Here is a 25,109-nt window from a genome sequence, read left to right on the forward strand (position 1 = left end):
CGGCGACGCCGGCGGGTGGCGACGCCCCGACCCACCACGCGGGGAGGCGGCGCGAACGGGCCGGCTCCCCGCGCCGCACCGCCAGGCGCGTGGCGGGGGTCGTTGTCGCCGGAGGGATCCTCGGGCTGACCGTGGTCGCGTCGCTCGCGATCGGCAACCGGCCGATCGACCCCACGACGGTGCTCGCCGCGCTCACCGCCTATGACGACGACGACCCGATGCACCTGCTCGTGCAGCAGCTCCGCGTGCCGCGCACCCTCCTGGGCATCGCCGTCGGCGCCGCCCTCGCGGTGTGCGGTGCGCTCATCCAGGCGTTCACCCGCAATCCGCTCGCCGACCCGGGCATCCTCGGGGTCAACGCGGGAGCCTCGTTCGCCGTGACCTTCGCCGTCGCGGTGCTGGGGATCACCGCGCCCGGCGGCTTCGTGCCGTTCGCGCTGCTGGGCGCGCTCGTGCTCACCGTGCTCGTCTCCCTGCTCGGCTCGTTCGGCCCGTCGGGGGCGACGCCCATGAAGCTCACGCTCGCCGGCGTCGCCCTCGGGGCGGCGTTCACGGGATTCACGACCGCGATCGTCCTACAGAACCGCACCTCTTTCGACGTCATGCGCTTCTGGGGCGTCGGCGCGATCGGCGGACACGCGATCGAGGAGCTCGTCTGGGCGGCACCCCTGATCGCGGCTGGACTGGTCATCGCCGTCGTCTGCGCCCGGCCGCTCAACGCGATGGCGCTCGGCGACGACCTCGCCCAGTCGCTCGGCGCGCGCGTGCGCACCACCCGCATCCTGGTGATCGTCGCCGTCACCCTGCTGGCGGGCACGAGCGTCGCAGCGGCGGGACCCATCGCGTTCGTCGGCATCATGATCCCGCACGTCGTGCGCTGGTTCACCGGTCCCGACCAGCGCTGGGTGCTGGCGTACTCGATGCTCGTCGGGCCCACGTTCCTGCTGCTCGCCGACATCCTCGGGCGCCTCGTGCTGCCCAACGGCGAGGTCCGCGTCGGCATCGTCACGGGACTGCTGGGCGCGCCGGTGCTGGTGGCCCTCGTGCGGCGGCGGCGGGTGAGCGGGCTGTGAGCGTCGACGTGCGAACCGACCCTGACCGTCCGCTCGAGCCGTCCCGGCCGTCGCGGCTTCGCTCCACCCCGCAGGCGGTCGACTTCGGCCGGCGTCACCTCCGGATCGACACGCGACGCGTCGCGGCTCTCCTCCCCGTGCGCACCGTCGTCGTCTGCGCGGCCCTGCTCGTGCTGATCGTGGTCGCGGGGCTGTACTCCATGACCCTCGGCGCGTACGACATCGACGTCGCTGGCGTCGTGCGCGGCGTGCTCGATCCCTCGTCCGACCCCGATGTGCGCCAAGTCGTCTGGGAATGGCGGATGCCGCGCATCCTGTTCGCCGTGCTCTGCGGCGCCGCTCTCGCGCTGTCGGGCGGGATCTTCCAGTCGCTGACCCGCAACCCGCTCGGCTCGCCCGACATCATCGGTTTCGGCGTCGGCGCGCAGTTCGGCGTCACGGTGACGATGGTGGTGCTCGAGCTGAACACGTACCTGTTCAAGGCCGCCGGTGCGCTCGTGGGCGGCATCCTCACGGCCGTCCTCGTCTACGCGCTCGCCGCCAAGAACACGATGTCCTCGTTCCGGCTCATCATCGTCGGGATCGGTGTCTCCGCGGGGCTCGGGGCGCTGACTTCGTGGATCCTCCTGTCGGTCAGCGTGGAGAAGGCGATGATGGCGGCGACGTGGGGCGCCGGCTCCATCGCCTCGCTCGGGTTCGACCAGCTCGCCCCGGCGGCCGTCGTGTTCGTCCTCGTCCTCGCGGCATCCATACCGCTGCAGCGCACACTGCCCGTGCTCGAGATGGGCGACGACGCCGCCTCGGCGCTCGGGGTCGCCCCGGCGCGCACGCGACTGGCGGCGATGGTGTGCGGTGTGGCCCTGATCGCCCTCGTCACCGCGGCCGCCGGACCGATCTCGTTCATCGCCCTGGCCGCGCCGCAGATCGCGCAGCGGCTCACCCGCGCGAACACGCCGATGGACATCGTGCCGGTCATGCTCACCGGTGCCGCTCTCGTCGTCGTCTCCGACGCGGTCGCGCAGCTCGCGACGGTGCCCGTCGGGGTGGTGACCGTCTCGGTGGGCGGCCTCTACCTCGCGTGGCTGCTCGCGACACAGTATGCGCGACGCGCCTGACCCGCCCCCGTCCGGAGGAACCCCATGACCGTCTCCCTGCTCGCCCGTGACATCACCCTCGGCTACGGCGACGCCCCGATCGTCTCCGACCTGTCGCTGGAGGTGCCCGACCAGTCGTTCACGATCATCATCGGGCCCAACGCCTGCGGCAAGTCGACGCTGCTGCGCGGGTTCGCGCGTCTGCTGCGCCCCACCACCGGCGCCGTGCTGCTCGACGGTGCGGAGCTGCGCAGTTTCTCCGCGAAGGAGCTGGCCCGTCGGCTCGGGCTGCTGCCGCAGTCGTCCATCGCCCCCGACGGCATCACGGTCGCCGAGCTCGTCGGGCGTGGCCGCTTCCCGCACCAGAGCGCGCTGCGCACCTGGAGTCGCGCCGACGAGCGCGCCGTGACGGAGGCGCTGGCCGCCACCGCGACGACCGCGCTGTCGAGCCGCCTCGTCGACGAGCTCTCCGGCGGTCAGCGCCAGCGCGTCTGGGTGGCCATGGCCCTCGCCCAGCAGACCGGCCATCTGCTGCTGGACGAGCCGACGACGTTCCTCGACATCGCCCATCAGATCGACCTCCTCGAGCTGTTCGCCGACCTGCACCGCGCGGGGACGACGCTCGTCGCCGTCCTCCACGACCTCAACCATGCGGCGCGGTACGCGACCCATCTCGTCGCGATGCGCGACGGCGCGGTCGTCGCGCAGGGAGACCCGCGCGAGATCATCACGGCCGAGCTCGTCGAGGCGGTGTACGACCTGCCGTGCAGGGTGATCACCGACCCCGTCGCGGGGACGCCGCTGGTGCTGCCCCTCGGACGGCGAACGCCATGACGAGCACGGCAGGGCGCCTGTTCCGCATCGCGCTCACCGCACAGGGCCGCGGTCTCGCGCTGGCCGCGGCGACGGCGCTGCTCATGGTGCACGCGCTCGCCGAGGCGGCGATCCCCGTGATCATCGGTGCGACGATCGACCGCGCCGTCCTTCCCGCCGACCCGGCCGCCCTGGCCCTGTGGCTCGGCGTGCTCGTCGCGGTGTTCGCGGTCCTCACCAGCAGCTACCAGTCGGCATCCCGCCTGATGGTGTCGGTGTACGGCCACGGGGAGCAGCACCTGCGTCACCTCGCCCTCTCGCGGATGCTGCGGCCGCGTCTGTCGTCACGGATGCTGAGCCCGGGGGAGGCGCTGACCTTCGTCACGTCGGACACCTACCGGGTCGCCGGCGTCGCCTGGTCGGTGGCGCAGCAGTCGGCGACGGTCGCGGCGATCGCGGGCGCGGCGATCGCCATGCTCGTGATCTCGCCGATCGCCGCGCTCGTCGTGTTCGCCGCGACGATCGCGATGATGGCGGTGATGCAGGCCGTCTCCCGTCCCCTCGAGCGGCGCGGCCATGCGGAGCAGAGCGCGGCCACGGAGGCCGGCGCCGTGGCCGCCGACGTCATGAGCGGTTTCCGGGTCCTGGTCGGCATGGGCGCCCGCCAGGAGGCGGTGCGCCGCTATGTCGCGGCGAGCGACCTGTCGCGCCGGGCGGCGACGTCGGCGGCCCGCGCGCTCGCCGACTACGACGCCGTCAGCGCGGCGCTGGCCGCCGTCGTGGCCACCGCGCTCGCCGGCATGTCGGCCTGGCTGGCCGCCGACGGGCGGATCAGCATCGGCGAGCTCGTCACGGTGCTCGGACTCGCGCAGTTCGTCAGCGGGTCGCTCGCCCACGTGGGATCGTTCCCCTCCAACTGGATCTACAAGGTGGCGTCCGCACGACGACTCGCCGATCTCATCGACGCCGCCGACCTGATCGACGCGCCCGACGACGCGGAGGCCCGGCACCGGGGGGAGGGAGGAAGCTCCGCAGGCGCGGTGCTCGCCGTCCGCACGGGCGCCCGAGACGCCGAACGCATCGAGGTCCACGAGGGAGAGCTGCTCGGCATCCGGCCGTCCTCCAGAGAGGCGGCGCGCCGGCTTTCGCGGGTGCTCGGCCTGCGCACGCGCGTCGCTCGCGGCGCCGTGTCGGTGCGCATCGGCCCCGACCGCCGCGACCTGCGCGACCTCGACCCCGTCGCGTACCGGCGCCACGTGCTGTCGATGCCGCACCGCCACGCGATCGCCACCGGCTCGCTGCGCGACGCGGTGTGCGGACGCTCGGGTGCGCACCCCCGACCGGAGCTCCTGCGCATCGCGGCGCTCGACGACGTCATCCACCAGCTCGGGGGCTGGGAGGCGCCGGTGGGCGAGTCCGGTCGGCGCCTGTCGGGCGGACAGCGTCAGCGCGTCGGACTCGCCCGCGCGCTGCACGCCGCGCCGAGAGTGCTGGTGCTGGACGAGCCGACATCCGCCGTCGACGCCGTGACCGAGTCGCACATCGCCCGGTCGCTGGCCCAGCGTGAAGGGACGACGGTGGTCATCACGACCTCTCCGCTGCTGCTGGCCGCCTGCGACCGCGTGGTCGACCTGCCCGACGACGCGCGGATCGACGCGGATGCCTAGGCCCGTGCTCGCCGCATCGACGCCCGCCCTCCTTCCGATCGCCGCGGCGAGGTCGGTGCGCGCCGTGCTGCGCGCGCTGCTGCGGCACCATCGCGGCCGCCTGGTCGGGGTCGTCGCGCTGCTGATCGTCGCCGCGGGGCTGGGCCTCGTGACACCGGCCTGCCTCGGACGGATCGTGGATGCCGTGATCTCCGGTGCCGGTCCCGCGGCCGTCGCGGCCTGGGTGCTCGCAGCGGGCGTCGGCGCGCTCGCGGCCGTCGGCTGTTCGCTCTGGGGCATGCGGCTGCTGGCCGCGCTCGTGCAGGACGTGCTCGCGCGGCTGCGCGAAGACGTGTTCGCGTCGGCGATGCGCCTGCCCGTGGCGATCATCGACGACGGCGAGAGCGCCGATCTGATCTCGCGCGTGACAGGGGATGTCGACGCGGTCGCCGAGGCCGGCGGCAACGTCGTGCCGACCCTGCTGTCCGCCGTGTTCGCGATCGCCGTCTCGCTCGTCGCCCTCGCCGCGCTCGATCCGTGGCTCGCGCTGGCGGGGCTGGCCTGCGTGCCGTGTTACGTCGTCGGCACCCGCCGGTTCCTGCGGCGCTCGCGAGTGGTCTTCCGCGAGGTGCGTGCGCGGGAAGCCGCCCGCAGCCAGGCGGTGCTGGAAGCGGTGGAGGGCGGCGAGACGCTCGCCGCCCTCAACGAGCAGGACGAGGCCCTCGCTCTCGTGCAGGAGCGTGCTGAGTCGTCGATCGCGGCGCAGATCGACGGCGTGCGGCTGCGCAACCGGCTGTTCCGATGGATCAACGGGGGAGAGGCGATCGGTCTCGTGTGCATCCTCGCGACGGGGTTCGCTCTCCACGCGGACGGAGCCCTCACCGTGGGCACGGTGACGACCGCCGCGCTCGTGTTCCATCGCCTGTTCGACCCGATCGGCCAGCTCATCCTCGGACTCGATGAGATCCAGCGGGCCACGGTCGGACTCGCCCGGCTCGTCGGCGTGATCGAGCTCGCCCGGGAGACCCGCGAGACCCGCGAGGCCCGGGAGACCCGCGAGGCGGCATCCACCGTCTCGACGTCGCGACCCGCGCGGGCTCCGCGGGCGCGCGTCGGGGTGAGCGTGGAGGCGGTCTCGTTCCAGTACGCGACGACACGGCGCGGTCTGCGTGACGTGACCCTCCGCGTGGAGCCGGGCACCACGACCGCGCTGGTGGGGGCGTCGGGCTCGGGCAAGAGCACGCTCGCGCGGCTCATCGCCGGGCACTACCCGCCGTCGGCGGGGCGCGTGCGCCTGGACGATCCGACGGTGCAGCCGTACTACATCTCGCAGGAGCTGCATCACTTCCGTGGGGGCATCGCCGACAACCTGCGGTGGGCCGCGCCGGAGGCGACCCGGCACGAGATGGATGCCGCGCTGCGGGCCGTCGGCGCCGTGTGGGCGCTGGTGCCCGGCGACGGGGTCGACGACGACCGCGCGGGCGGTGGTCCCCGCCTGGACGAGGGGCGCATCCAGCAGCTCGCCATCGCGCGGGCTCTGCTCGCCGACCCGGCCGTCGTGATCCTCGACGAGGCGACGGCCGATGTCGGGCTGCAGCACCGGCCCGCCGTCGAGGCGGCGATCGAGCGGCTGCGCGTCGATCGCACCGTCATCCTCATCGCCCACCGCCTGCACCAGGCGGCCACCGCCGATCGGATCGTCGTCTTCGCGTCGGGCGAGGTGCAGCAGTGCGGCACCCACGACGAGCTGAACGCGGTGGACGGGCCGTACCGCCGACTGTGGCGCGCCCAGGCCGGGCGCGACGCCGACCCCGAAAGGACCGAGATCCGATGAAGATCCACCGCGGCACCGTTCGCCGTGTCCACCCGCTGTCACCCCACATGGTGCGCGTCACGCTGGGCGGCGACGGCATCGCCGACTTCGTGAGCACGGGCGTCGGCGACGAGTACGTCCGGCTGTTCTTCCCGCACGGGGAGGACCCCACCGACGTGTCGCTGCCCGTCGTCGACGGCGACGGGTGGTCGACGCCCGAGGGGGAGCCCGAGGCGCCGATGCGCACCTACACGATCCGTGCCGTCCGCCCCGACGAGGCCGAGGTCGACATCGACTTCGTGGTGCATCGCGACGGCGTCGCGGGGCCGTGGGCGGCCCGGGCACGTCCCGGTCACGTGCTGGGGCTCAACAGCCCGACCGGCCTGTACGCGCCTCCGGACGACACCTCCTGGCAGCTCCTCGCCGGCGATCTCACAGGGCTGCCCGCCGTGGCGCGCCTGATCCCCGGCATCCCGGCGCACGTGCGCACCCGCGTGGTGATCGAGGTTCCCGACGACGCGGATCGCATCGAGATGGATGCCGCCGACCACGTCGAGATCACGTGGATCGTCGGCGGCAACGGTCGGGGTCCGAGCCGGCTCGGCGCCATCGTGCGCAGCATCATCGGCTCCGGGCGGTCGCTGGAGGACGGCTACATCTGGGTCGCGGGGGAGACGGTCGCCCTGCGCGACGTGCGGAAGTTCCTGCGCCGCGAGCTCGGCCTGCCCGCCACGCGGTTCAAGGTCGTCGGCTACTGGACGCCGATCGCCGATTGGGAGGCGAAGTACGCGGCGCTGCCGGAGGGGGTGCAGCGCGAGCTCGAGGCGATCTGGGACGAGGTCTCCGACGTCGAAGACGCCCAAGTAAGCGTCGAGGCGCGGCTGGACGCCCTCGGTCTGTGAGGCGCGGGCGGCGCTCGCCGTGACACGTCGCCGCCGCGCGGCCGGGCGCCGCACTAGGTGGAAGCGCGTAAATCCGGCCCCGAATCGGCTGTGCGCCTCGCATCCCGACCGTCGGTCTGTTTTGCTCGAAGACTGCGGCGGTGGTTGAGCCTGCCTGCCGCAGCCTGGGTGCCGACGAATCCTGGGGGATGCGTCGCCCGAACCGTCGCCGGGCACAGCCCCGTGCGTCGCACTCGGGGTGGGCGCCGCTCGCGGACCCACCACCCAGGCCTCATCTTCCCTGGGCGGCGCTGTCCCGCCGCTCAGCGGATGGCGGCGGCGGACTCCAGGGCCGCGAGGCGCGCGGCGGGCGTGCCGGACAGCTCGGTGATGCGAAGGCGGTCGCCCACGAGGTCGGGATCGTCGATGAGCTCCATCAGGATGTCGTCCGTGACCTGGCGCAGCTCGAGGTGCTCGTCGGGCCCGACGTGGATCGGAGCGCTCGCGGCCAGCGGGATCACGGCGACCAGGTCGACGGTCTCGAGCGCCTCCGAGGTGAGCTGCGTCGCCCTCTCGAGCGTCCCGCGGTCGATCCGCGCCTCACCGATCTCGGCGAGGGCCAGCAGGTAGGCGAGGAAGTCGAGCGGTCCGCGCTCGGCGATGAGCGGTCCCCGGTGCGGCCGGTCCGTCAGCCGGTCGGCCGCGACACGCAGCTGTGCGGCGAAGGAGGCGGCCGAGGGCGTGTCGCTCATCTCGTCGATCAGCTCGAACGGATCGGGGAGGACCGCGAACTCCGGATGCCGCCGCGCGAAATCCGAGATCACCGTGCTCTTGCCGCTGGCATGGGTCCCGGAGACGACGATTCGCACGGGGGCAGAGTACCGCGTCGCCGCAGCCCCGGGGCGGGCGCTAGCGAGTGGGCTGCGCGGGCAGCGGCGGGAGCAGTTCCTGCATGTCGACCTCGAGCGCATGGCAGAGAGCCACGATCGTCGCCAGTCGAGGATTCGTCGCAGGCCCGCCCTTCGTCGTGCTCCCGCGCTCGTACTGCTGGTAGGCGTAGAGGGAGATCTCGGCGCGTTCGGCCATCTGATCCTGCGTCAGTCCACGGAGGGCGCGGAGGCGACGCAACTGCATTCCCAGGTCTCGCGCGAACGTCGCCCACTCGGGGGACGAGGCGAGGCCGGAACTCATTCCTCAAGCGTGGAAGGGATAAGAGTTGGTGTGAACCAATTTAAATCGGTGAAATTCTGGGATACCCTAGGGCGCCTTCCGTCGTCAGGGCGCCAGTCGCGCCAAGAGGGCGCCGAGCTCCGCGTGAAGCCGTGCAGCGCTCTCCGGGGTGAGCTCGATCTGGCGCGTCTCGGTGGCGATCGCGACCCAGGTCTCGCGGTCTGCCAGGTAGCGCACCGCGAGGACGCAGGCCTCCTCGGAGATCGCATCCCGTCGCAGCTCACCTCCGGGGAGGAAGCGGCGCCGGAGGCTCGTCACCGGCATCCACCGCGGCTCCGACTGGTGTCGACGGTCGTCGGGCAGGTCGTGGAGGGCGTGGTCTTCCACGCACCACGGCGGGCAGGCCTCCGCGGTCGGCTCCGGTCGCTCGGTCGTCATGGCGCCCCTTTCGGTTCCGGCAGGGCACAGGCCGTCGGGTCCATTGAACGACATGCCTCCGACATGCGGGGTCGCGCTCGTCCCGACGGCACCGCCGTGGCGTCCGCATGCGGCAAGAGTCGATAGGATTCATTCAGTTGAATTCAATCCGGAAGGGCACTCTCGCCATGACCACCTACAACGTCGGCATCATCATCGGCAGCATCTCGTCGACCTCGATCAACCGCCGCCTCGCGAACGCGCTCGTGCGCCTCGCCCCCCAGGCCGGCCTGTCGCTCACGGAGCTTCCCATCGCGGGCCTGCCGTTCTACTCGGCGGACAACGACGCGGCCATCCCCGCCGCGGCCGCGGAGTTCAAGACGTCGATCGAGGGTTCGGACGCCGTCATCATCGTGACGCCCGAGTACAACCGCTCGGTGCCCGGTGTCCTGAAGAACGCGCTCGACACGGCCAGCCGCCCGTGGGGCCAGAACAGCTTCGCCGGCAAGCCGTCCGCCGTCATCGGCGCCTCGATCGGGGCGATCGGCACCGCCGTCGCGCAGCAGCACCTGCGCTCGATCCTCTCGTTCCTCGCCTCGCCCGAGCTGTCCCAGCCCGAGGCGTACATCCACCTGCGCGACGGCCTGATCACCGACGAGGGCGAGGTCACCGACGAGTCGACCGCCGAGTTCCTCGTGTCGTGGCTGAAGGCCGTGCACACGCACATCGCGAAGTCGCTCAGCCCCGTCGAGTGATCTGACGGTCGCGCCCACCGCGCGTCGTGACGAACGGCGCCCGCCCACCCGGCGGGCGCCGTTCGCCGTCTCGCGCCGTCGACACGCGCCGTCCCGCCCGCGGCCGCGCAGCGGCGGATCGACGACAGATGTCGATGCCGTGGGCGCCGCCGCCGGAGTAGATTGCCCCCGGGAGGTCACCATGGCAGAGTTCAGCAGAGGCTTCGGGGCACGCCGTCGCGCATCGGAGCCGCAGCTTCCACCCGGGCAGTACCTGACCGACGATTTCCCCGTGCTCTCGGCGGGCCCGACGCCGCGGGTGAGCACCCAGGAGTGGGAGTTCAGCATCGTGACCGAGTCCGGGGAGCGGACGTCGTGGTCGTGGCAGGAGCTGATGGCGCTGCCGGTGGAGGACATCCGCACCGACATCCACTGCGTCACCCGCTGGTCCAAGCTCGGCACACACTGGCGCGGCGTCTCGCTCGACACCCTCCTCGCCGGCATCGAGACGACAGCGCCCTCGGCAATGGCCCACTCCTACGGCGGCTACACCACGAACGTGCCGCTCGACGAGCTGCGCGGAGGAAAGGCGTGGGTCGCCGTCGAGTTCGAGGGCGAGCAGCTCGCCCCCGAGCACGGCGGGCCTGCCCGGCTGCTCGTGCCGCACCTCTACTTCTGGAAGAGCGCGAAATGGGTGCGCGGACTCGTCCTCCAGGAGCACGACGATCCCGGATTCTGGGAGCAGAACGGCTACAACCTCCACGGCGACCCCTGGCGGGAGGAACGGTACTGGTGAGCGCCTCCGGCTGGCTCGCCGCACACGTCGCCGCGGTCGCCCCGCTCACCGCGCATTCGCGTTCGCTCCTGCTCGACGTGCCCGGGTGGCCCGGGAACCTCGCCGGCCAGCACCTGGACGTGCGGCTGACCGCCGAGGACGGGTACCAGGCGGAGCGCTCCTACTCCGTGGCGAGCGTCGGGACCGGCACCACGGTGGAGCTGGCGGTCGACGAGATCGTCGACGGCGAGGTCTCGCCGTACCTGGTCCGCGACATCCGCCCCGGCGATTTCCTGGAGGTCAAGGGGCCGCTCGGCGCCTACTTCGTCTGGCGCGGCGACGAGCCCGCACCCGTGCAGCTCATCGCGGGAGGATCCGGCATCGTCCCCCTGCTGGCGATGGTGCGCGCGCACGCGGCATCCGCGAACGAGGCGCCGTTCCGACTGCTCTACTCGACGAGGAGCCCGGCCGACGCGATGTACGCCGACGATCTCCTGCGGTTGAGCGGCCCTCTCCTCGCGATCGACTGGGTCTACACCCGCGCGACGCCCGACGGCTGGCCCCGGCCCGCCGGAAGGGTCCGCCTCGACGAGCTCGCGCAACGGTGCGTGCCGCCGGAGCAGCGTCCGCTGGTCTACGTCTGCGGCCCGACCGCCTTCGTCGAGACGGTCGCAGACGCCCTCGTGCAGATCGGGCACGCTCCGCAACGCGTGCGGACCGAGCGATTCGGAGGCGCAGCATGACCACGCACGACCACGACGACACGTCGACGGACGCCCACCGGACCGCCACGATGGTCGACGGCAACGCGCTCGCGGGCGTGCTCTCGGCCGTCTTCGCCGACGACGCCACGGTGCTCACCCTCGAGTGCGGACACTGCGCAGACGCGCGTCCGTTGGCGCAGGCCCGGGTGGAGCGCGACGCGCAGGTCGCGATCGTGCGCTGTCGCGGCTGCACGCACACCCTGATGTCGGTCTCGACGGCCGGCGGCACCGTCGAGATCCGCCTCGCGGCGCTCGCCGCGATCCGGACGGCACCGTCGGCGTAGCCGCGCCGTCACGGGCGCGGCGCGGCATCCGGTGCGGCTCAGGCCGCCCGCTCGCGCGAGCGCAGATCTTTGCGCAGGATCTTGCCCGACGTCGACTTCGGGATCGCCTCCACGAACTCCACGCGGCGGACCTTCTTGTGCGGTGCGACGTTCTCCGCGACGAAGGCCATGACCTCCTCCGCCGTCAGTCCGGAGTCGGGCGCCGAGACGATGAACGCCTTCGGGATCTCCTGCTTGTCGTCGTCGAGCACTCCGATGACCGCGGCATCCATGATCTTCGGGTGCCCCAGCAGCAGCGCCTCCAGCTCGGCGGGGGCGATCTGATAGCCCTTGTACTTGATCAGCTCCTTCACCCGGTCGACGATCGAGAAGTAGCCGCCCTCGTGGTAGACCGCGACATCGCCCGTGTGCAGGAAGCCCTCGGCGTCGAGCGTCTCCGCCGTGGCCTGGGGCTGGTTGAGGTAGCCGAGCATCACGTTGGGCCCCTTCACCCACAGCTCGCCCGGACGCGTGCGCCCGTCCTCCTCGATCGCCGTGATCTCCTCGCCGGTCTCGGTGTCGACCAGCTTGCACACGATGTTGGGCAGGATCGTGCCCACCGAGCTCACCGGGATGTCGTCGCGCGTGTACGGCATCGCGTGCGAGACCGGGCTCAGCTCGCTCATGCCGTAGCCCTGCATCATGCGCGCGTGGAGGCGGCGCCCCGCGATCTCGGCCGTCTCGCCGTCGAGCGGAGCCGCGCCGGAGAACACCGTGTGCACCGTCGAGATGTCGAACTCGTCGACGATCGGGTGCTTGGCCAGCGCGACCGCGATTGGCGGGGCGATGTAGAGGTAGGTGCAACCGTAGGTCTGGATGTTGGTGAGGAACTGCACGAGGTCGAACCGCGGCATGGTGACCAGCGTCGCGCGCTGCTTCAGCGCGAGGTTCAACAGCACCGTCATGCCGTAGATGTGGAAGAACGGCAGCACCGCGAGCACGCGGTCGGTGTTCTTCAGATCGATGTTGATGCGGCATTGCGCGACGTTCGCGACGAGGTTGCGGTGGCTGAGCATCACCCCTTTGGGGATGCCGGTGGTTCCCGACGAGTAGGGGAGGACCGCGACGTGCGTCGCCGGGTCGATCTCGATCTGCGGCGCCGGACGTCCCTCGCCCAGCAGCTGGCGAAGGTCGGGGTGGCCCTCGGCGCCGTCCAGCACCACGACGCGCTCGACGGGGATGCCGGTGGCCTCCGCGGCCTGCTGCGCCGCGGGCAGCAGCGGGGAGACCGTGAACAGCCACGTCGCGCCCGCGTCGCGCAGCTGTTTCTCGATCTCGCCGGCCGTGTACAGCGAGTTGATCGTCGTCACGGTCGCGCCGGCGCGGAGAGCGCCGTGGAAGACCGTCGCGAACGCCGGGACGTTCGGGCAGAGCAGCCCCACGACCGTGGAGGCGTCCACGCCGCGCGCCGCCAGAGCGCCGGCGAAGGCGTCCACCTGCGCCTTGAGGGCGCCGTACGTCGTCTCGGCCCCGCCGGCGGGATCGATCAGCGCGATGCGCGCGGCATCCTCGTCGGTGAGCCCGGCGAACAGGTCGTCGTAGATGCTGACGTCCGGGATCTCGACATCGGGGAAGGGGCTGGTGAACACGGCGGTCTCCTTCGACGGCACGGCGATCCCCGGCGACGCTGCCGGGTGCGTCCATCATGCCACTGGAGCGGGCGGATCCGACACGCGGTCTCTCGGAGGAAGAGACCGCGTGCCAGGGGTGCCCGCGTAGCAGGGGTGCCCGGGTGGCAGGGGTGCCCGGGTGCCCCTCGTGCGGAGCGGCGCCCGGACGGCGGCCGTCAGGCGAAGACGTCCGCGTGCTGGGCGCTGCGGCCGGCGGCGAGACGCTCCGCGGCCCGCTCCTCCGCGGCATCCAGCGGCGTGATGCCGCGCGCCGCGGCATCCGCGAAGATCGCCCGCACCGTGTCGCCGATGGCGCTCACCCGGTCCATGATCTCGGCGCGGGAGCCGAGCCGCTTGGCCTCCAGGTCGAGATAGACGACGCCGCCCGCGTTGACGACGAAGTCGGGGGCGTAGAGGATGCCGCGAGCGGCCAGTCGATCCGCCCCGGAACGATCCGCGAGGGGGTTGTTCGCCGGGCCGCAGACGGCGCGGGCCGACAGCCGATCGATGACCTCGTCGTCGAGAAGGCCGCCGATGCCGGCGGGGACGAAGACGTCGGCCTCGATGAGGTGCTCCGTGCCGGGCTCGACCCAGCGGGCGCCCAGCTCGGTCGCCAGGTCGCGCTTGGCGGGGTTGACGTCGGTCACCGTGAGCTGCGCGCCCTCGGCGCTCAGGCGTACGGCCAGACGGCTGCCGACCTGTCCGAGCCCGGAGACGGTGATGCGGCGTCCGGCGACATCGGGGGAGCCCGCGACCTGCTCGAGGGTGGCGCGCAGCGACTCGTAGACGCCCAGGCTCGTCGGACCGGCCGGCTCGCCGGAGCCGCCCACCGCGTCGGGCAATCCGACGACGTGGGAGGTGCGTTCGCTGACGACCAGCATGTCGTCGGTCGTCGAACCGACATCCTCCGCGGTGCGGTAGCGGCCGTCGAAGCGCTCGACGGCGTCGCCGAGGTCGAGGTAGGCGGCGCGGCGGCGACCCGCATCGAGCACCGTGCCGGGCGGCACGCAGATCACGGACTTCCCGCCCCCGGCATCCAAGCCCGCCGCCGCGTTCTTGAGCGTCATCGCGGCGGAGAGGCGGAGGGCGTCGCCGACGGCGTCGCTCCAGTGGGGGTAGGTCCACATCCGGGCCCCGCCGAGGGCGGAACCGAGGACCGAGGAGTGCAGCGCGACGGTGATGACCAGACCGCTGCGCGGGCCCGTCGTCACCTCCACGCGCTCGTGGGAGAAGTCGGGCAGGGGCAGGGTGTGCGTCATCGCATCCTCTTTCGGCTGGCCTTGTGGGCTGTGCTCTGCGGATGCCGCGGCGTTACGGCATCCGTCTCCTATTGTGCCCCGAGCCGCGCCGTCGCGGGCCGACGCGGCCGCGCGCCGGAGGGCGCGGCCCGCGCCGTGACGTACGTCGGATCCGCGCGGCGGTGGGCCGCGCCAGGGCGTGGCAGCCGGGCTCGCGGTCCGAGAATCCGGCGTTCGTCACGGGCGGACGGGCGGACGATCCGACCCGCGACGTCGAGGGCTCCTCCCCAGAGCGGCCCTGAGTCGGGCTCTCCACGGGCTCCGCCGCCCGCGGTCCACCCCACGACGGCGAGCCGCCACGATCGGCGGATGGGAGAAGAGGCGAACCCGGGCGCGGGTCCCGTGTCGTGGCCCGTGGTGTCGCGGGCCGAGCTGTACGCGGAGGGGTGGACGTGGCGCCGGATCGAGCAGGCCGTCGCCGCGGGGTCGCTCTGCCGCGCCCGGAGGGACGCGTACCTGCCCGGAGAGGTCGACGCGCAGACGCGTGCCGCCGCCGAGGTCGGCGGTCAGCTGACCTGCCTGTCCGAGCTCGCCCGCCGCGGGGTCTTCGTGCTCGCCACCGGCGGGCTGCACGTCCGCGTGCATCCGCGGCGTGGACGGCGTCGGCCGGTGCACCCGGATGCGCGCGTGCACTGGTCGGGCGACGGTCTGCGGCGCACGGCGAATGCGCCTCTCGTGGAGGCCCTGGCGGCGGCAGCGCGGTGCCAGGGACCGATGGAGACGATCGCCTCGCTGGATTCGGCGCTTCATCGCCGTCTCATCGACGAGGACGACCTGGCCGAGATCTTCCGGATGCTGCCCCGTCGCTACCGCGCGCTCCGGGCGTTTCTCGACCGATCGGCGGAGGCGGGCAGCGAGAGCATCGTGCGCATCCTGCTGCGCAAGATGGGATGCCGCGTCGAATGCCAGGTTCAGATCGCCGGCGTCGGGCGGGTCGATCTGCTCGTCGACGGCTGGCTGATCGTCGAGTGCGACAGCGAGGCGCACCACGCGAGCTGGGCGCAGCAGAAGGAGGACCGCCGCCGGGATCAGGCCGCCGCGGCCCTCGGGTACGTCACCTACCGGCCGATCGCCGAGGACATCTTCTGGCACCGCGACCGCGTGCTGGCGGCAGTGCGGGGGCTCCGCGGCTCGACGCGCGCCGCGCGCCGGCACGCATGAGGCGGGCGACGGTGCGCGGGTGATCGCGGCGGTGACGATCGTCGGAGAAGCCGGGCGAGCGGCGGCGCGCCCCCGTCGTCGCGCGACCGGCCGCGCAGAACTCCGACGCTCGTCACGCCCGGCCGACGGCAGCGGGCGGCGGCCGCCGGCCCGCCGCCGCTACGCTCGTGCCATGACGGAGAACCTCTCACCGCGCAGCCGCATCGTCCACGACGCCCTCCGCGCCGCCGGCGTCTCGGGCGAGATCATCACGCTCCCGGATGCCGCGTCCACCGCCGCGCTCGCCGCCGCCGCTCTCGGCATCGAGGTCGGGGCCATCGCCAACAGCCTGGTGTTCTGGTCCGACGGCGAGCCGCTCCTGGTGATGACCAGCGGCGCCCACCGCGTCGACACCGCGGCGCTCGCGGCGCGCCTCGGGCGCCGGAGCATCGTGCGAGCGACGCCGGAGCAGGTGCGCGCGGCCACGGGGCAGGCCATCGGCGGCGTCGCTCCGACCGGCCACCCCGCGCCGCTGCCCACCGTCGTCGACGAGGCGCTCGCCGCCTTCGACGAGATCTGGGCCGCGGGCGGAACGCCCCACACCGTCTTCCCCCTGACCTTCGACGAGCTCGTCCGCCTCACCGGAGGCACGGTCAGCGCCGTCGACTGAGCGCGCTCAGTCCGCGCGGAGCACCTCCCACGCCGTGACGGCCGCCGCCGCCGTCCACGCCTGCGGGCGGCACGCGGCGGGGTACGGTGCGGGCGCCGACACCTCGTCCGCCCCGTCGCCGGCATACAGCTCGGGCACGCGGTAGGAGAAGGCCTCCGCGCCGGCGAGCATCTCGGCCACGACTCGGCGCGCGTGGCCGTGCAGACCCGCGCGCGCCATGCCGCGCGCGACGATCGCCGTGTCGTGGATCCACACGCTTCCGCCGTGATAGCTGAGCGGCCAGTAGCCGCCGGCATCGGTCGACAGCGTGCGGATGCCGAAACCGGACGACATCCGCGGGTCGACGAGCAGGTCGGCGACGGCCTTCTCCTCGTCGGGGTCGAGGATGCCGGTGTCGAGGAGGTGGCCGATGTTCGAGGTCAGTGTGTCGACCGGTCGGCCGTCGCGGTCGAGGGCGATCGCGGGGAAGCGTCCGGACGGCGTCGTCACCCAGAAGCGTGCGGCGAAGCGGCGCTTGAGCCCCGCGGCCCAGTCCCGCAGCTCCCCGCCGCCCGGCCGCCCGAACCGGTCGAGGAGTGCGGCCCCGCCGAGCGCCGCCTCGTAGGCGTAGCCCTGCACCTCGCACAGCGCGATCGGGCCGTTCGCGAGCGTGCCGTCCTGCCACTGGATGGAGTCGCCGGAATCCTTCCAGCCCTGGTTCGACAGTCCGTGGCCCGTCTCGTCGACGTATTCGAGGAAGCCCGATCGCTCCGCGGACGCGACGATCCAGCCGAGCGCGCTCTCCAGGGCGGGCAGCAGGCTCTCGACCTCGGCGGCCGGCAGCTGCGCGGCCGCATCGGCCAGGAGGGTGACCCAGAGCGCCGTCGCGTCGACGGTGCCGTAGTACAGCGGCGGCAGCACGATGCCCTCCCCGGGCATCGACAGCGTGGACGCGCGCAGCTCGTGCATGATCTTCCCGGGCTGCTGCGCGGTGGCGGGGTCGTCCCGCGTGCCCTGCAGTCGCGCCAGGACGCGCAGCGTGGAGGCCGCGACGGTCGCATCCACGGGCAGCATGAGGCGCGCCGCCCACAGCGAGTCCCGGCCGAACAGGGTGAAGAACCAGGGTGCGCCGGCCGCGAAGAACTCGTCGTCGGGGGCGTCGGGGAGCGCGAGGCGGAGGGCACGGAGATCGTCGAGAGCGCGGTCGAGCCAGCGCTGGAGCCGGGGGTCGGCTCCCGCGGGGGCGATCGGACGCGGCCACGGCGCGGGAGTCCGGGCGCCGCGGACCACGAGCGAGCGGTCGTCGAGGCGCGCGGTCCACGACACGCTCGCCGCGTCGCGTCCCTCGCCGTCGAGGTCCCAGACCAGCGTGATCTCTCCGCCGTCGGCGAGGTCGATCGCCGCCTCCGGAGCGTCGATCTCGAGCGTCGCTCCGCCCCGCCGGGCGGTGACACCGGCCTCGGTGACGGTGGGGTCGCCGGGATCGCCCGTCGGCGTGCCCGCCTTGACCTCCTGCAGCGCGCCGATGTCGATGCCGATGCGCACGCGCAGGCGGACGCGCACGGGCTTCTCGAGGTGGGTGCGCACGGTCAGCGTCTCGGACATCGTGCCGTCGGCCACCCGGCGCTCGCGCACGAGGCGCACCTTCGGGTCGGGGCTGGGGTCGTCGACGCCGCGGAGGAGCGCGTCGATGCGGACGTGCCCGGCACCGACGATGTCGGTCGCGACGTGCTCCGGGGCGAGATAGGTCCCGTCCGCGGCGGCGTAGTCGACGCGGAGCGTCCGGACGAAACGCGTGTCGCCGTGGTAGATGCCGTCGATGACGGCGGATCCCATGTCGCCGTCACGGCCCGACCAGGCCTGCGTGGGCGCCGTCAGCGCCACGATCCGGTCGGAGAGGAATGGCTGCAAGCCGGCCGTCATCCCTTCACTGCTCCTTCGCTGGTGTTCATGATCTTCTTCTGGAAGAGGAAGAAGATCACGGCGACGGGGATCGTCATGATCGCCGCGGCCGCGAGTTTGAGGGGGTACTGCGTGCCCTGACTGAGCTGGCCCGACGCGAGCGAGGCGACGCCCTTGGTCAGCGTGGTCAGCTCGGGCGACTGGGTCGACACGATGAAGTGGCTCAGCTCGTTCCACGATCCCTGGAACGACAGGATCACGATCGTGATCAGGGCGGGTCGTGCCATCGGGAGCACGATCGACCAGAACACGCGGAAGGTGCCGGCGCCGTCGATGCGCGCCTGCTCCTCGACCGAGTCGGGGATCGACTCGAAGAAGTTCTTCATGATGAACACGCCTGCCGCGTCGACGAGCAGCGGCAGGATCATGCCCGCGTACGAGTCGTAGAGGCCGAGCTGGTTGAGCACGAGGAACTTGGGGATGAGGAGCACGACCGTCGGCACCGCCATCACGGCCACGACGAGCGCGAACACGACCCCGCGTCCCCGGAAGCGCAGGCGGGCCAGTGCGTAGCCCGCCAGCGAGACGAAGAACACGCGCCCGACCGTCACGCAGACGGTGACCACGGCCGAGTTCGCGAACCAGAGCGGGAAGTCGCTGTGCAGGAACAGCCGCTCGTACGCCGCCGTCGAGAAGGTGGCGGGGATGAGCGAGATCGGGTCCGCCGCGGCATCCGGCTCGGTCTTGAACGAGGTGGCGAGCTGCACGAGGAACGGGTAGATGTACACGATCGCCAGCGCGGCGAGCATGCCGTAGAGCAGCACCTGCCCCGTCACGCTGCGCGGCGTCAGCCGTCGGCGTCGGCGCGGCGGCGGTGCGGATGCCGCGGCCTGCACCTCCACGGTGGTCAGCGTGGTGGTCATGATCGGGCCTCCTTCGAGGACGAGGACGAGGACGAGGCCGCACCGGATGCCGCGGCTGCGCGCGACTGGTAGGCGCGGATGCGACGCTTCGAGACGGGCCGGTCCCGCAGCACCCAGCGCTGGAGGAGCGTGAAGGCGATGATGATCAGGAAGAGGATGAACGCGATCGCGGCGCCCACGCCCCAGTCCTGGTTCTGGAAGGCCGAGGTGTACGAGAGGTAGGCGGGCGTCACGGTCGTCTTGGCGGGGCCGCCCTGGGTGCCGGTGTAGATCTGATCGAACACCTGCCAGCAGCCGATCAGGCCGAGCGTGATCACGGTGAACAGCGTCGGGCGCAGCTGCGGGAGCGTGATGTGCCAGAAGCGCTGCCAGCCGTTCGCGCCGTCCATCATGCCGGCCTCGGTGAGCTCGAATCCGATGTTCTGCAGCGCCGCGATGAACAGCAGCATGAAGGTGCCGCTGGTCGTGAACACCGCCATGAGGACGAACGCGGACATCGCGACGGACGGGCCGGACAGCCAGTCCCACCACGAGACGCCGAGGAGGCCGCTGCCGGTGAGCGCGTCGGGTCCGTTCGACACGCCCAGCGCGCCGAGGGCGACGTGGACGATGCCGCGCGGGTCGTTGAACCAGTTGGGGGCGGCGAGCCCGATCGCCGACAGGATCTGGTTGACGGGACCCGCGAAGGAGAAGAGGAACAGCCACAGCACGGTGATGGCGACCGAGCTCGTCACCGACGGGAAGTAGAACGCGGTGCGGAAGAAGCCGCGACCGCGCAGGATCCGGCGGCTGACGAGAACGGCCAGGAAGAGCGACAGGACGGTCTGGAGCGGGACGACGAGCAGCACGTACCACGCGTTGTTGCGCAGCGCCGTGCCGAAGTCGCGTTCGGCGAGCCCGCCGCCGGTGGTGATGGCGGCGTAGTTGTCCAGGCCGACGAAGCCGACGGAGGGGGAGAGGGGGCTGCCGCGCCCCGACCAGTCCGAGAAGCTGACCCAGAGCGCCATCAGCACGGGGACGAGCAGGAAGACGCCGAGGATCAGGATGACGGGCGACACGAACAGCCAGCCCGCGCCGGCCTCGCCGCGGCGGATTCCGCGCGAGCGCGGATGCCGGGGCGAGACCGGACGCGGGGGCGTCGCGACCGGAGCGACGGGAGCGGCGGACATGATCAGCCGACGACGGCCTCGAGGTTGGACTGCACCGAGTCGAGGATCTTCTTCGGGTCGCCCGTCTTCAGCGACTCGAGCTGCGCGTTGAAGTCCTTGATGACGTCGGCGGCGCCCTTGTTGGTGGGAACGCCCTGCGCATAGTCGGCGCCGTCGAGGAACGCGACGAGCGAGGGGTTGTCGCTCTTCCAGGTCTCGGCGGCGGACTGCACCGACGGCATCGGGCCGAACGCCTTCGAGAACGCGAGCTGCTGCTCGGCGCTCGTCAGGTACTCGACGAGGTCGAGCGCGGCCTTCTGGTTGGGGCTGTCGGCGGCCATGCCCCAGCAGTTGGTGAACTGCAGGGTGCCCTTGCCGGCGCTGCCGGCGGGCAGCTCCACGACCTTGGCCTTCACGTCGGGGTAGTCGCCGAGGGCACCGGTGATCCAGTTGCCCTCGATCGTCATGGCGCCCAGCTGCTTGCCGAACGCCTCACCGCCCCAGCCCGCGCCCACGTCGGAGGCGTACGCGAAGGTGCCGTCCTGCAGGTGCTGCTGCACGTAGGTGAGCGCGGCCACGTTGGCGTCGCTGTTCGCCTCGGCGGTCGTGCCGTCCTCCGAGACGAGCCGTCCGCCGGCCTGGGCCATGAAGGCGCCGAGGCGGGCGTACTCGCCGCCGAAGACGAGTCCCTTCGTGGTGCCGTTCGTGAGCTTCGCGGCGACCTCTGCGAGCTGGTCCCACGTGGTCGGGATGTCGGCGTCGGTCAGTCCCGCCTGCGTCCACAGGTTCTCGTTGATGACGAGCTGCAGCGTGGAGAAGTCCTTGGGGGCGCAGTAGAACGTGTCGTCGACGGTGAAGTTCTTCACGAGCGACGGGTAGAAGTCGCCCTTGTTGCTCAGCTGGTCGCCGTAGGCCTTGAGCGACCCGTTGCTCGCGAAGCCCGCGAGCTGGTCGGTGCTGAGGTAGAAGAGGTCCGGCGGCGAGCCGGCGGCGAAGCCCTGGGACAGCTGCTGGGCGAGGTCGGTGGCGGCCACCACCGACGCGGACACGCCGGACGACGACGACCAGGCGGCCACGGCATCCTGCACCGCCGTGGTCTCGGCGTCGCCGGACGAGCCGATCATGATGGTCAAGGGCTTGTCGGACGAGGTCAGGTCGCCCGCGCTCGCCGAGCCGGCCGATCCCGACCCGCTGAATCCCTGGCCGCAGCCGGTCAGCAGCAGGCTCGTGGCAACGGCCAGGCCTCCCGCCGCGAGCAGCGTCCGTGCTGTCTGTCGCTTCATCGCATCTCCTTCGATCGCGTGGCCTGCGCCTTCCGGCGCGGCCTCATGGTGCCATCCCGGTGTCGGAACGTCGAAACGGTCCGCCGTTGGATCGATCATTTGATCGTTCAAATTGTGGGATGCTTGAAAAGATAGACGAGGATGCCGAGAGCGTCAAGGGAGGTCCGCGTGAACAGATCGGCGACGATCGAGGACGTCGCGCGCGCCGCCGGCGTCTCGCGACAGACCGTCAGCAACGTCATCAACTCGCCCCAGATCGTGCGGGAGGAGACGCGGGCGCGCGTCACCGATGCCATCTCGCGACTGAACTACGCGCCCCACGCCTCGGCGCGCCGGCTGCGCACCCGACGCAGTTCGACGATCGGCATCCACCTCGACCCCTACGCGGGCGGCATCTCCGGCGTGGTGCTCGACCGCTTCGTGCACGCGCTCACCGAGCAGGCGGGCGAGCGCGGGCTCCGCGTCATGCTCTACGCCGCCCGGACGCCCGACGAGGAGATCCGCCGCATGGGCGATCTGCGGGAGGGTGGCGAGATCGACGCGGTCGTGATCACGGGCACCTTCCCCGGCGATCCGCGCGCCGAGTGGCTCCTCGCCCGCGGCGTGCCGTTCGTCTCCTTCGGCAGGCCCTGGGGGCGCGACGACGTCGGCGCACCGACGCATCACTGGGTGGACGTCGACGGGGCCGCGGGCACCGCCCAGGCCACGACGCACGCCCTCGCGACGGCGGGGGCGCGGGTCGCGTTCTTCGGCTGGCCGGCCGGGTCGGCGACGGGCGACGATCGCGAGAGCGGCTGGCGCCGCGCCCTCGCCGACGCCGACGCGGGCAGCACCTGGGCGCCCGTACGCCTGACCAGCGAGGAGAACGTCGCGCGGGCGCGCGACATCGCCGCCCCGGTCGTCGCCCGCGACGACATCGACGCGCTCGTCTGCGTCAGCGACTCGCTCGCCGTCGGCGCGCACCTGGCCGCCGTCGCCGCCGGGCGCCCGCGGCTGCCGATCATCGGCTTCGACAACACCCCCGCGGTCGAGGCCCTCGGGCTGTCGAGCGTCGAGCAGCTGCCCGAAGAGGTCGCGGTCGGTGCGCTCGACCTGCTCCTGGGCGGTGCGTCCTCGATCGACCCGCGCGACGCCGAGCCGGGCCGCGCGCACGTGCTGGTCGAGCCGCGCCTCGTCGTGCGCTGAGGCCCGCGCCGCGCTCCCGCGCGCCGCGCTCAGCCGTAGAGGCGGCGCCGCAGCTCGCCCGCCGCGACGGCCACGGCGGGAGCGAGGGATGCCGCGTCGTGCGCCGAGTCGGCGGGCCACGTGATCGCGATCGCGGCGACGGGCCACTCGGCGTGATCGTGCACGGCGACCGCCACGGAGCGGAAGCCGAGCGTCACCTCGCCGTCCTCGTCGGCGAACCCCTGCCGGCGCGTCCGCCGCAGCACGTCGCGCAGCTCGCCGGGCCGGCGCGGGCCGCGCCCGGTGCGGTCGGCGAAAGCCGCGGCATCCGGGTAGAGGGCTCGCACCTGCTCGCGGGGGAGAGCGGCGAGCATCGCGCGCCCCGTCGCGGTCAGGTGGGCCGGAAGACGCACCCCGACATCGGTGATGAGCGCCGGCCGTCGCGGCGCGCGCTCCTCCACGATGTACAGCACGTCGCGTCCCGTCATGACGGCGAGATGGGCGCTCTCGCCCCAGCGGTCGGCCAGGGCGGCGACCAGCGGACGGCCGAGCCGGGCGAGCGGCTGCTGGCGCGCGTAGCCGCCGGCCAGCTCGAACGCGGCCGTGCCCAGGCCCCAGCGCCGCTCGTCGGGAAGGTGCACGACGAAGCCGTGCTCGGCCATCGCCGCGAGCAGGTGGTAGACGCTCGAGCGTGCGATGCCGAGCGTCTCGGCGATCGTCCGCGCCGCCACCGGTCCGCGCTGGCGCCCGAGGTACGACAGGATGCGCAACGTCTGATCGGCGGCCGGCACCTGCGGCGCGCTCACCGATGTGTCTGGGATCACAGACACAGATTGCCACAGCCCCCTGTTCGGCGCGCCGTCGCCGCGATGGAATCGGGGCATGACGACACCGCCCGACGCGACCGCCCTGCCCCTCCGCCCCCACGACGGCCCGGCCGAGGCGGGCTCCGTCGTCGTCGGAGAGCGCCCCCTGCAGGTGTCCGAGGTGGTCGCCGTGGCGCGCCACGGCGCACGGGTCGAGCTCGCACCCGCCGCCGCCGCGCGCATCCGCGACGCGCGCCGGCTCGTCGAGCGGCTGGCGGGCGACCCCGAGCCGCACTACGGCATCTCGACCGGGTTCGGCGCGCTGGCCACGACGTTCATCGCCCCCGAGCGGCGTCGTCAGCTGCAGGCCGGCCTCATCCGCTCCCACGCCGCCGGCACCGGCGCCGAGGTCGAGCGCGAGGTCGTCCGCGCGTTGCAACTCCTGCGGCTGCAGACCCTCGCGACCGGACACACCGGCGTGCGCGAGGTCGTCGTGGACACCTACGTCGCGATGCTGAACGCCGGCATCGCCCCCGTGGTGCGCGAGTACGGCTCGCTCGGCTGCTCCGGCGACCTCGCCCCGCTGTCGCACATCGCCCTCGCCGCCCTGGGCGAAGGCGAGGTGCGCGATGCCGCGGGCGTCCTCGTCCCGGCATCCGACGCCCTGGACGCCGCGGGCATCGCCCCGCTCGTGCTCGAGGAGAAGGAAGGACTCGCGCTCATCAACGGCACCGACGGGATGCTGGGGATGCTCGCGCTCGCGCTCGCCGATCTCGACAACCTGCTGACGGTGGCCGATGTGACCGCGGCGATCTCGATCGAGAGCCAGCTCGGCACCGACGCCGTCTTCGCCGCCGACCTCATGGCGTTGCGTCCGCAGCACGGGCAGGCGGCCTCCGCCGCCAATCTGCGCGCACTCCTGGCCGACTCGCCGATCGTCGCGAGCCACCGCGACCCCGCCGTCTGCACCCGGGTACAGGACGCCTACTCCCTCCGGTGCTCACCGCAGGTGCACGGCGCGGCCCGCGACACCGTCGAGCACGCGCGGGCGATCGCCGCCCGCGAGCTCGCCTCGGCGATCGACAACCCCGTCGTCACGTCCGACGGCCGCGTCGAGTCGAACGGGAACTTCCACGGTGCGCCGGTGGCGTACGTGCTCGACTTCCTCGCGATCGCCGTCGCCGACCTCGCCTCCATCGCCGAGCGGCGCACCGACCGCGCCCTCGATCGCACGCGCAGCCACGGCCTACCCCCGTTCCTCGCCGACGAGGTGGGCGTCGACTCCGGCCTCATGATCGCCCAGTACGCCGCGGCGGGCATCGTCTCGGAGCTCAAGCGCCTGGCCGTCCCGGCATCCGTCGACTCGATCCCCTCGTCGGCGATGCAGGAGGACCACGTGTCGATGGGGTGGTCGGCGGCCCGCAAGCTCCGACGGGGGATCGACGGGCTCGCTCGGGTGCTCGCGATCGAGCTCGTCACCGGATGTCGCGCCCTCGACCTGCGCGCCCCGCTGCGCCCGGGGCCGGCGACCGCCGCGGTGCGCGACCGGGTGCGCGCGGCGGGTGTCGCCGGCCCCGGACCCGACCGGTTCGTCAGCCCCGACCTCGAGACCGCGACGGCACTCGTGCTCTCCGGCGAGGTCGCCGCGGCCGCGTTCGCCACTTCCGCCCACCCGGCCTGATC

24 protein-coding genes are annotated in these 25,109 nt (G+C 72.6%); 14 read left to right on the top strand and 10 right to left on the bottom strand.

Going from position 1 to position 25,109, the window contains the following annotated elements; translation table 11 throughout:
• Positions 1–89: 89 nt before the first annotated feature.
• From L0965_RS05725 to L0965_RS05750, 6 genes are read left to right on the top strand one after another with little or no spacing between them, the layout of a single operon-like run.
• Positions 90–1,073: an iron ABC transporter permease gene (locus L0965_RS05725; protein ID WP_232784012.1), complete on the top strand. Its 984-nt coding sequence runs from the start codon at positions 90–92 to the stop codon at positions 1,071–1,073.
• 8 nt (positions 1,074–1,081) lie between these two features.
• Positions 1,082–2,188, top strand: a complete 1,107-nt coding sequence (locus L0965_RS05730) for an iron chelate uptake ABC transporter family permease subunit (RefSeq protein ID WP_101307186.1) — start codon at positions 1,082–1,084, stop codon at positions 2,186–2,188.
• Positions 2,189–2,212: 24 nt separating this feature from the next.
• Positions 2,213–3,001 carry an ABC transporter ATP-binding protein gene (locus L0965_RS05735; RefSeq protein ID WP_061782102.1) on the top strand — a complete coding sequence of 263 codons (789 nt, stop codon included), beginning with the start codon at positions 2,213–2,215 and terminating at the stop codon, positions 2,999–3,001.
• Positions 2,998–4,647 carry an ABC transporter ATP-binding protein gene (locus L0965_RS05740; protein ID WP_101305947.1) on the top strand — a complete coding sequence of 550 codons (1,650 nt, stop codon included), beginning with the start codon at positions 2,998–3,000 and terminating at the stop codon, positions 4,645–4,647. Before L0965_RS05735 ends, L0965_RS05740 begins: the two co-directional genes overlap by 4 nt.
• Positions 4,640–6,460, top strand: a complete 1,821-nt coding sequence (locus L0965_RS05745) for an ABC transporter ATP-binding protein (RefSeq protein ID WP_101305948.1) — start codon at positions 4,640–4,642, stop codon at positions 6,458–6,460. Before L0965_RS05740 ends, L0965_RS05745 begins: the two co-directional genes overlap by 8 nt.
• The gene (locus tag L0965_RS05750) at positions 6,457–7,341 is read left to right on the top strand and encodes a siderophore-interacting protein (protein ID WP_101305949.1); all 885 of its coding nucleotides are present in this window, start codon (positions 6,457–6,459) and stop codon (positions 7,339–7,341) included. The genes L0965_RS05745 and L0965_RS05750 overlap by 4 nt, the downstream gene beginning before the upstream one ends.
• Before the next feature lie 302 nt (positions 7,342–7,643).
• On the opposite strand, the gene L0965_RS05755 is transcribed toward L0965_RS05750, so the two are convergent.
• The 3 genes from L0965_RS05755 to L0965_RS05765 all read right to left on the bottom strand — a co-directional run bounded on the left by L0965_RS05755 (position 7,644) and on the right by L0965_RS05765 (position 8,928).
• Positions 7,644–8,189, bottom strand: a complete 546-nt coding sequence (locus L0965_RS05755) for an AAA family ATPase (RefSeq protein ID WP_101305950.1) — start codon at positions 8,187–8,189, stop codon at positions 7,644–7,646.
• Between the two features lie 40 nt (positions 8,190–8,229).
• Positions 8,230–8,511, bottom strand: coding sequence for a helix-turn-helix domain-containing protein (locus L0965_RS05760; protein WP_060960029.1), 282 nt, complete (start codon positions 8,509–8,511; stop codon positions 8,230–8,232).
• A gap of 84 nt (positions 8,512–8,595) precedes the next feature.
• Positions 8,596–8,928, bottom strand: a complete 333-nt coding sequence (locus L0965_RS05765) for a hypothetical protein (protein WP_101305951.1) — start codon at positions 8,926–8,928, stop codon at positions 8,596–8,598.
• A 167-nt stretch (positions 8,929–9,095) separates the two neighbouring features.
• Between L0965_RS05765 and L0965_RS05770 the strand changes: the two genes are divergently transcribed.
• The 4 genes from L0965_RS05770 (at position 9,096) to L0965_RS05785 (ending at position 11,464) form a co-directional block, all read left to right on the top strand.
• A complete protein-coding gene (locus tag L0965_RS05770) occupies positions 9,096–9,662 on the top strand; it encodes an NADPH-dependent FMN reductase (protein WP_060960027.1) in 567 nt (188 codons plus the stop codon).
• A gap of 181 nt (positions 9,663–9,843) precedes the next feature.
• Entirely contained in the window at positions 9,844–10,437 is a 594-nt protein-coding gene (locus L0965_RS05775; RefSeq protein WP_101305952.1) for a sulfite oxidase-like oxidoreductase, read from the top strand.
• Complete coding sequence (locus L0965_RS05780) at positions 10,434–11,159, top strand: FAD-binding oxidoreductase (protein WP_101305953.1); 726 nt, start codon at positions 10,434–10,436, stop codon at positions 11,157–11,159. The genes L0965_RS05775 and L0965_RS05780 overlap by 4 nt, the downstream gene beginning before the upstream one ends.
• Positions 11,156–11,464 carry a DUF6510 family protein gene (locus tag L0965_RS05785; protein ID WP_232784013.1) on the top strand — a complete coding sequence of 103 codons (309 nt, stop codon included), beginning with the start codon at positions 11,156–11,158 and terminating at the stop codon, positions 11,462–11,464. The genes L0965_RS05780 and L0965_RS05785 overlap by 4 nt, the downstream gene beginning before the upstream one ends.
• Positions 11,465–11,502: 38 nt before the next feature.
• Here L0965_RS05785 and L0965_RS05790 read toward each other — a convergent pair whose 3' ends face one another.
• Both L0965_RS05790 and L0965_RS05795 read right to left on the bottom strand, forming a co-directional pair.
• Positions 11,503–13,092: an AMP-binding protein gene (locus L0965_RS05790; RefSeq protein WP_101307188.1), complete on the bottom strand. Its 1,590-nt coding sequence runs from the start codon at positions 13,090–13,092 to the stop codon at positions 11,503–11,505.
• A 197-nt stretch (positions 13,093–13,289) separates the two neighbouring features.
• Positions 13,290–14,372 carry a Glu/Leu/Phe/Val dehydrogenase family protein gene (locus tag L0965_RS05795; RefSeq protein ID WP_101305954.1) on the bottom strand — a complete coding sequence of 361 codons (1,083 nt, stop codon included), beginning with the start codon at positions 14,370–14,372 and terminating at the stop codon, positions 13,290–13,292.
• Between the two features lie 348 nt (positions 14,373–14,720).
• Between L0965_RS05795 and L0965_RS05800 the strand changes: the two genes are divergently transcribed.
• Entirely contained in the window at positions 14,721–15,572 is an 852-nt protein-coding gene (locus L0965_RS05800) for an endonuclease domain-containing protein (protein ID WP_232784014.1), read from the top strand.
• Between the two features lie 172 nt (positions 15,573–15,744).
• Positions 15,745–16,221 carry a YbaK/EbsC family protein gene (locus tag L0965_RS05805; RefSeq protein ID WP_101307190.1) on the top strand — a complete coding sequence of 159 codons (477 nt, stop codon included), beginning with the start codon at positions 15,745–15,747 and terminating at the stop codon, positions 16,219–16,221.
• A 6-nt stretch (positions 16,222–16,227) separates the two neighbouring features.
• Here L0965_RS05805 and L0965_RS05810 read toward each other — a convergent pair whose 3' ends face one another.
• From L0965_RS05810 to L0965_RS05825, 4 genes are read right to left on the bottom strand one after another with little or no spacing between them, the layout of a single operon-like run.
• Positions 16,228–18,123 (bottom strand): glycogen debranching N-terminal domain-containing protein, encoded by a 1,896-nt coding sequence (locus L0965_RS05810; protein WP_101305955.1) that lies wholly within the window; start codon positions 18,121–18,123, stop codon positions 16,228–16,230.
• Positions 18,120–19,025 (bottom strand): carbohydrate ABC transporter permease, encoded by a 906-nt coding sequence (locus L0965_RS05815; RefSeq protein WP_101305956.1) that lies wholly within the window; start codon positions 19,023–19,025, stop codon positions 18,120–18,122. The genes L0965_RS05810 and L0965_RS05815 overlap by 4 nt, the downstream gene beginning before the upstream one ends.
• Positions 19,022–20,194 (bottom strand): carbohydrate ABC transporter permease, encoded by a 1,173-nt coding sequence (locus tag L0965_RS05820; RefSeq protein ID WP_101305957.1) that lies wholly within the window; start codon positions 20,192–20,194, stop codon positions 19,022–19,024. The genes L0965_RS05815 and L0965_RS05820 overlap by 4 nt, the downstream gene beginning before the upstream one ends.
• Before the next feature lie 2 nt (positions 20,195–20,196).
• Positions 20,197–21,456, bottom strand: coding sequence for an extracellular solute-binding protein (locus tag L0965_RS05825; RefSeq protein ID WP_101305958.1), 1,260 nt, complete (start codon positions 21,454–21,456; stop codon positions 20,197–20,199).
• A 168-nt stretch (positions 21,457–21,624) separates the two neighbouring features.
• Between L0965_RS05825 and L0965_RS05830 the strand changes: the two genes are divergently transcribed.
• A complete protein-coding gene (locus L0965_RS05830; RefSeq protein WP_232784015.1) occupies positions 21,625–22,641 on the top strand; it encodes a LacI family DNA-binding transcriptional regulator in 1,017 nt (338 codons plus the stop codon).
• A 29-nt stretch (positions 22,642–22,670) separates the two neighbouring features.
• On the opposite strand, the gene L0965_RS05835 is transcribed toward L0965_RS05830, so the two are convergent.
• Positions 22,671–23,450 carry an IclR family transcriptional regulator gene (locus L0965_RS05835; protein WP_061782109.1) on the bottom strand — a complete coding sequence of 260 codons (780 nt, stop codon included), beginning with the start codon at positions 23,448–23,450 and terminating at the stop codon, positions 22,671–22,673.
• Positions 23,451–23,502: 52 nt separating this feature from the next.
• On the opposite strand from L0965_RS05835, the gene hutH reads away from it, so the two are divergent.
• Positions 23,503–25,107, top strand: a complete 1,605-nt coding sequence (hutH, locus tag L0965_RS05840; RefSeq protein ID WP_232784016.1) for a histidine ammonia-lyase — start codon at positions 23,503–23,505, stop codon at positions 25,105–25,107.
• The last annotated feature ends 2 nt before the right edge of the window (positions 25,108–25,109 follow it).

Source organism: Microbacterium sp. NFH-22A-Y (assembly GCF_021401375.1).
Classification (GTDB): Bacteria; Actinomycetota; Actinomycetes; order Actinomycetales; family Microbacteriaceae; genus Microbacterium; species Microbacterium hominis.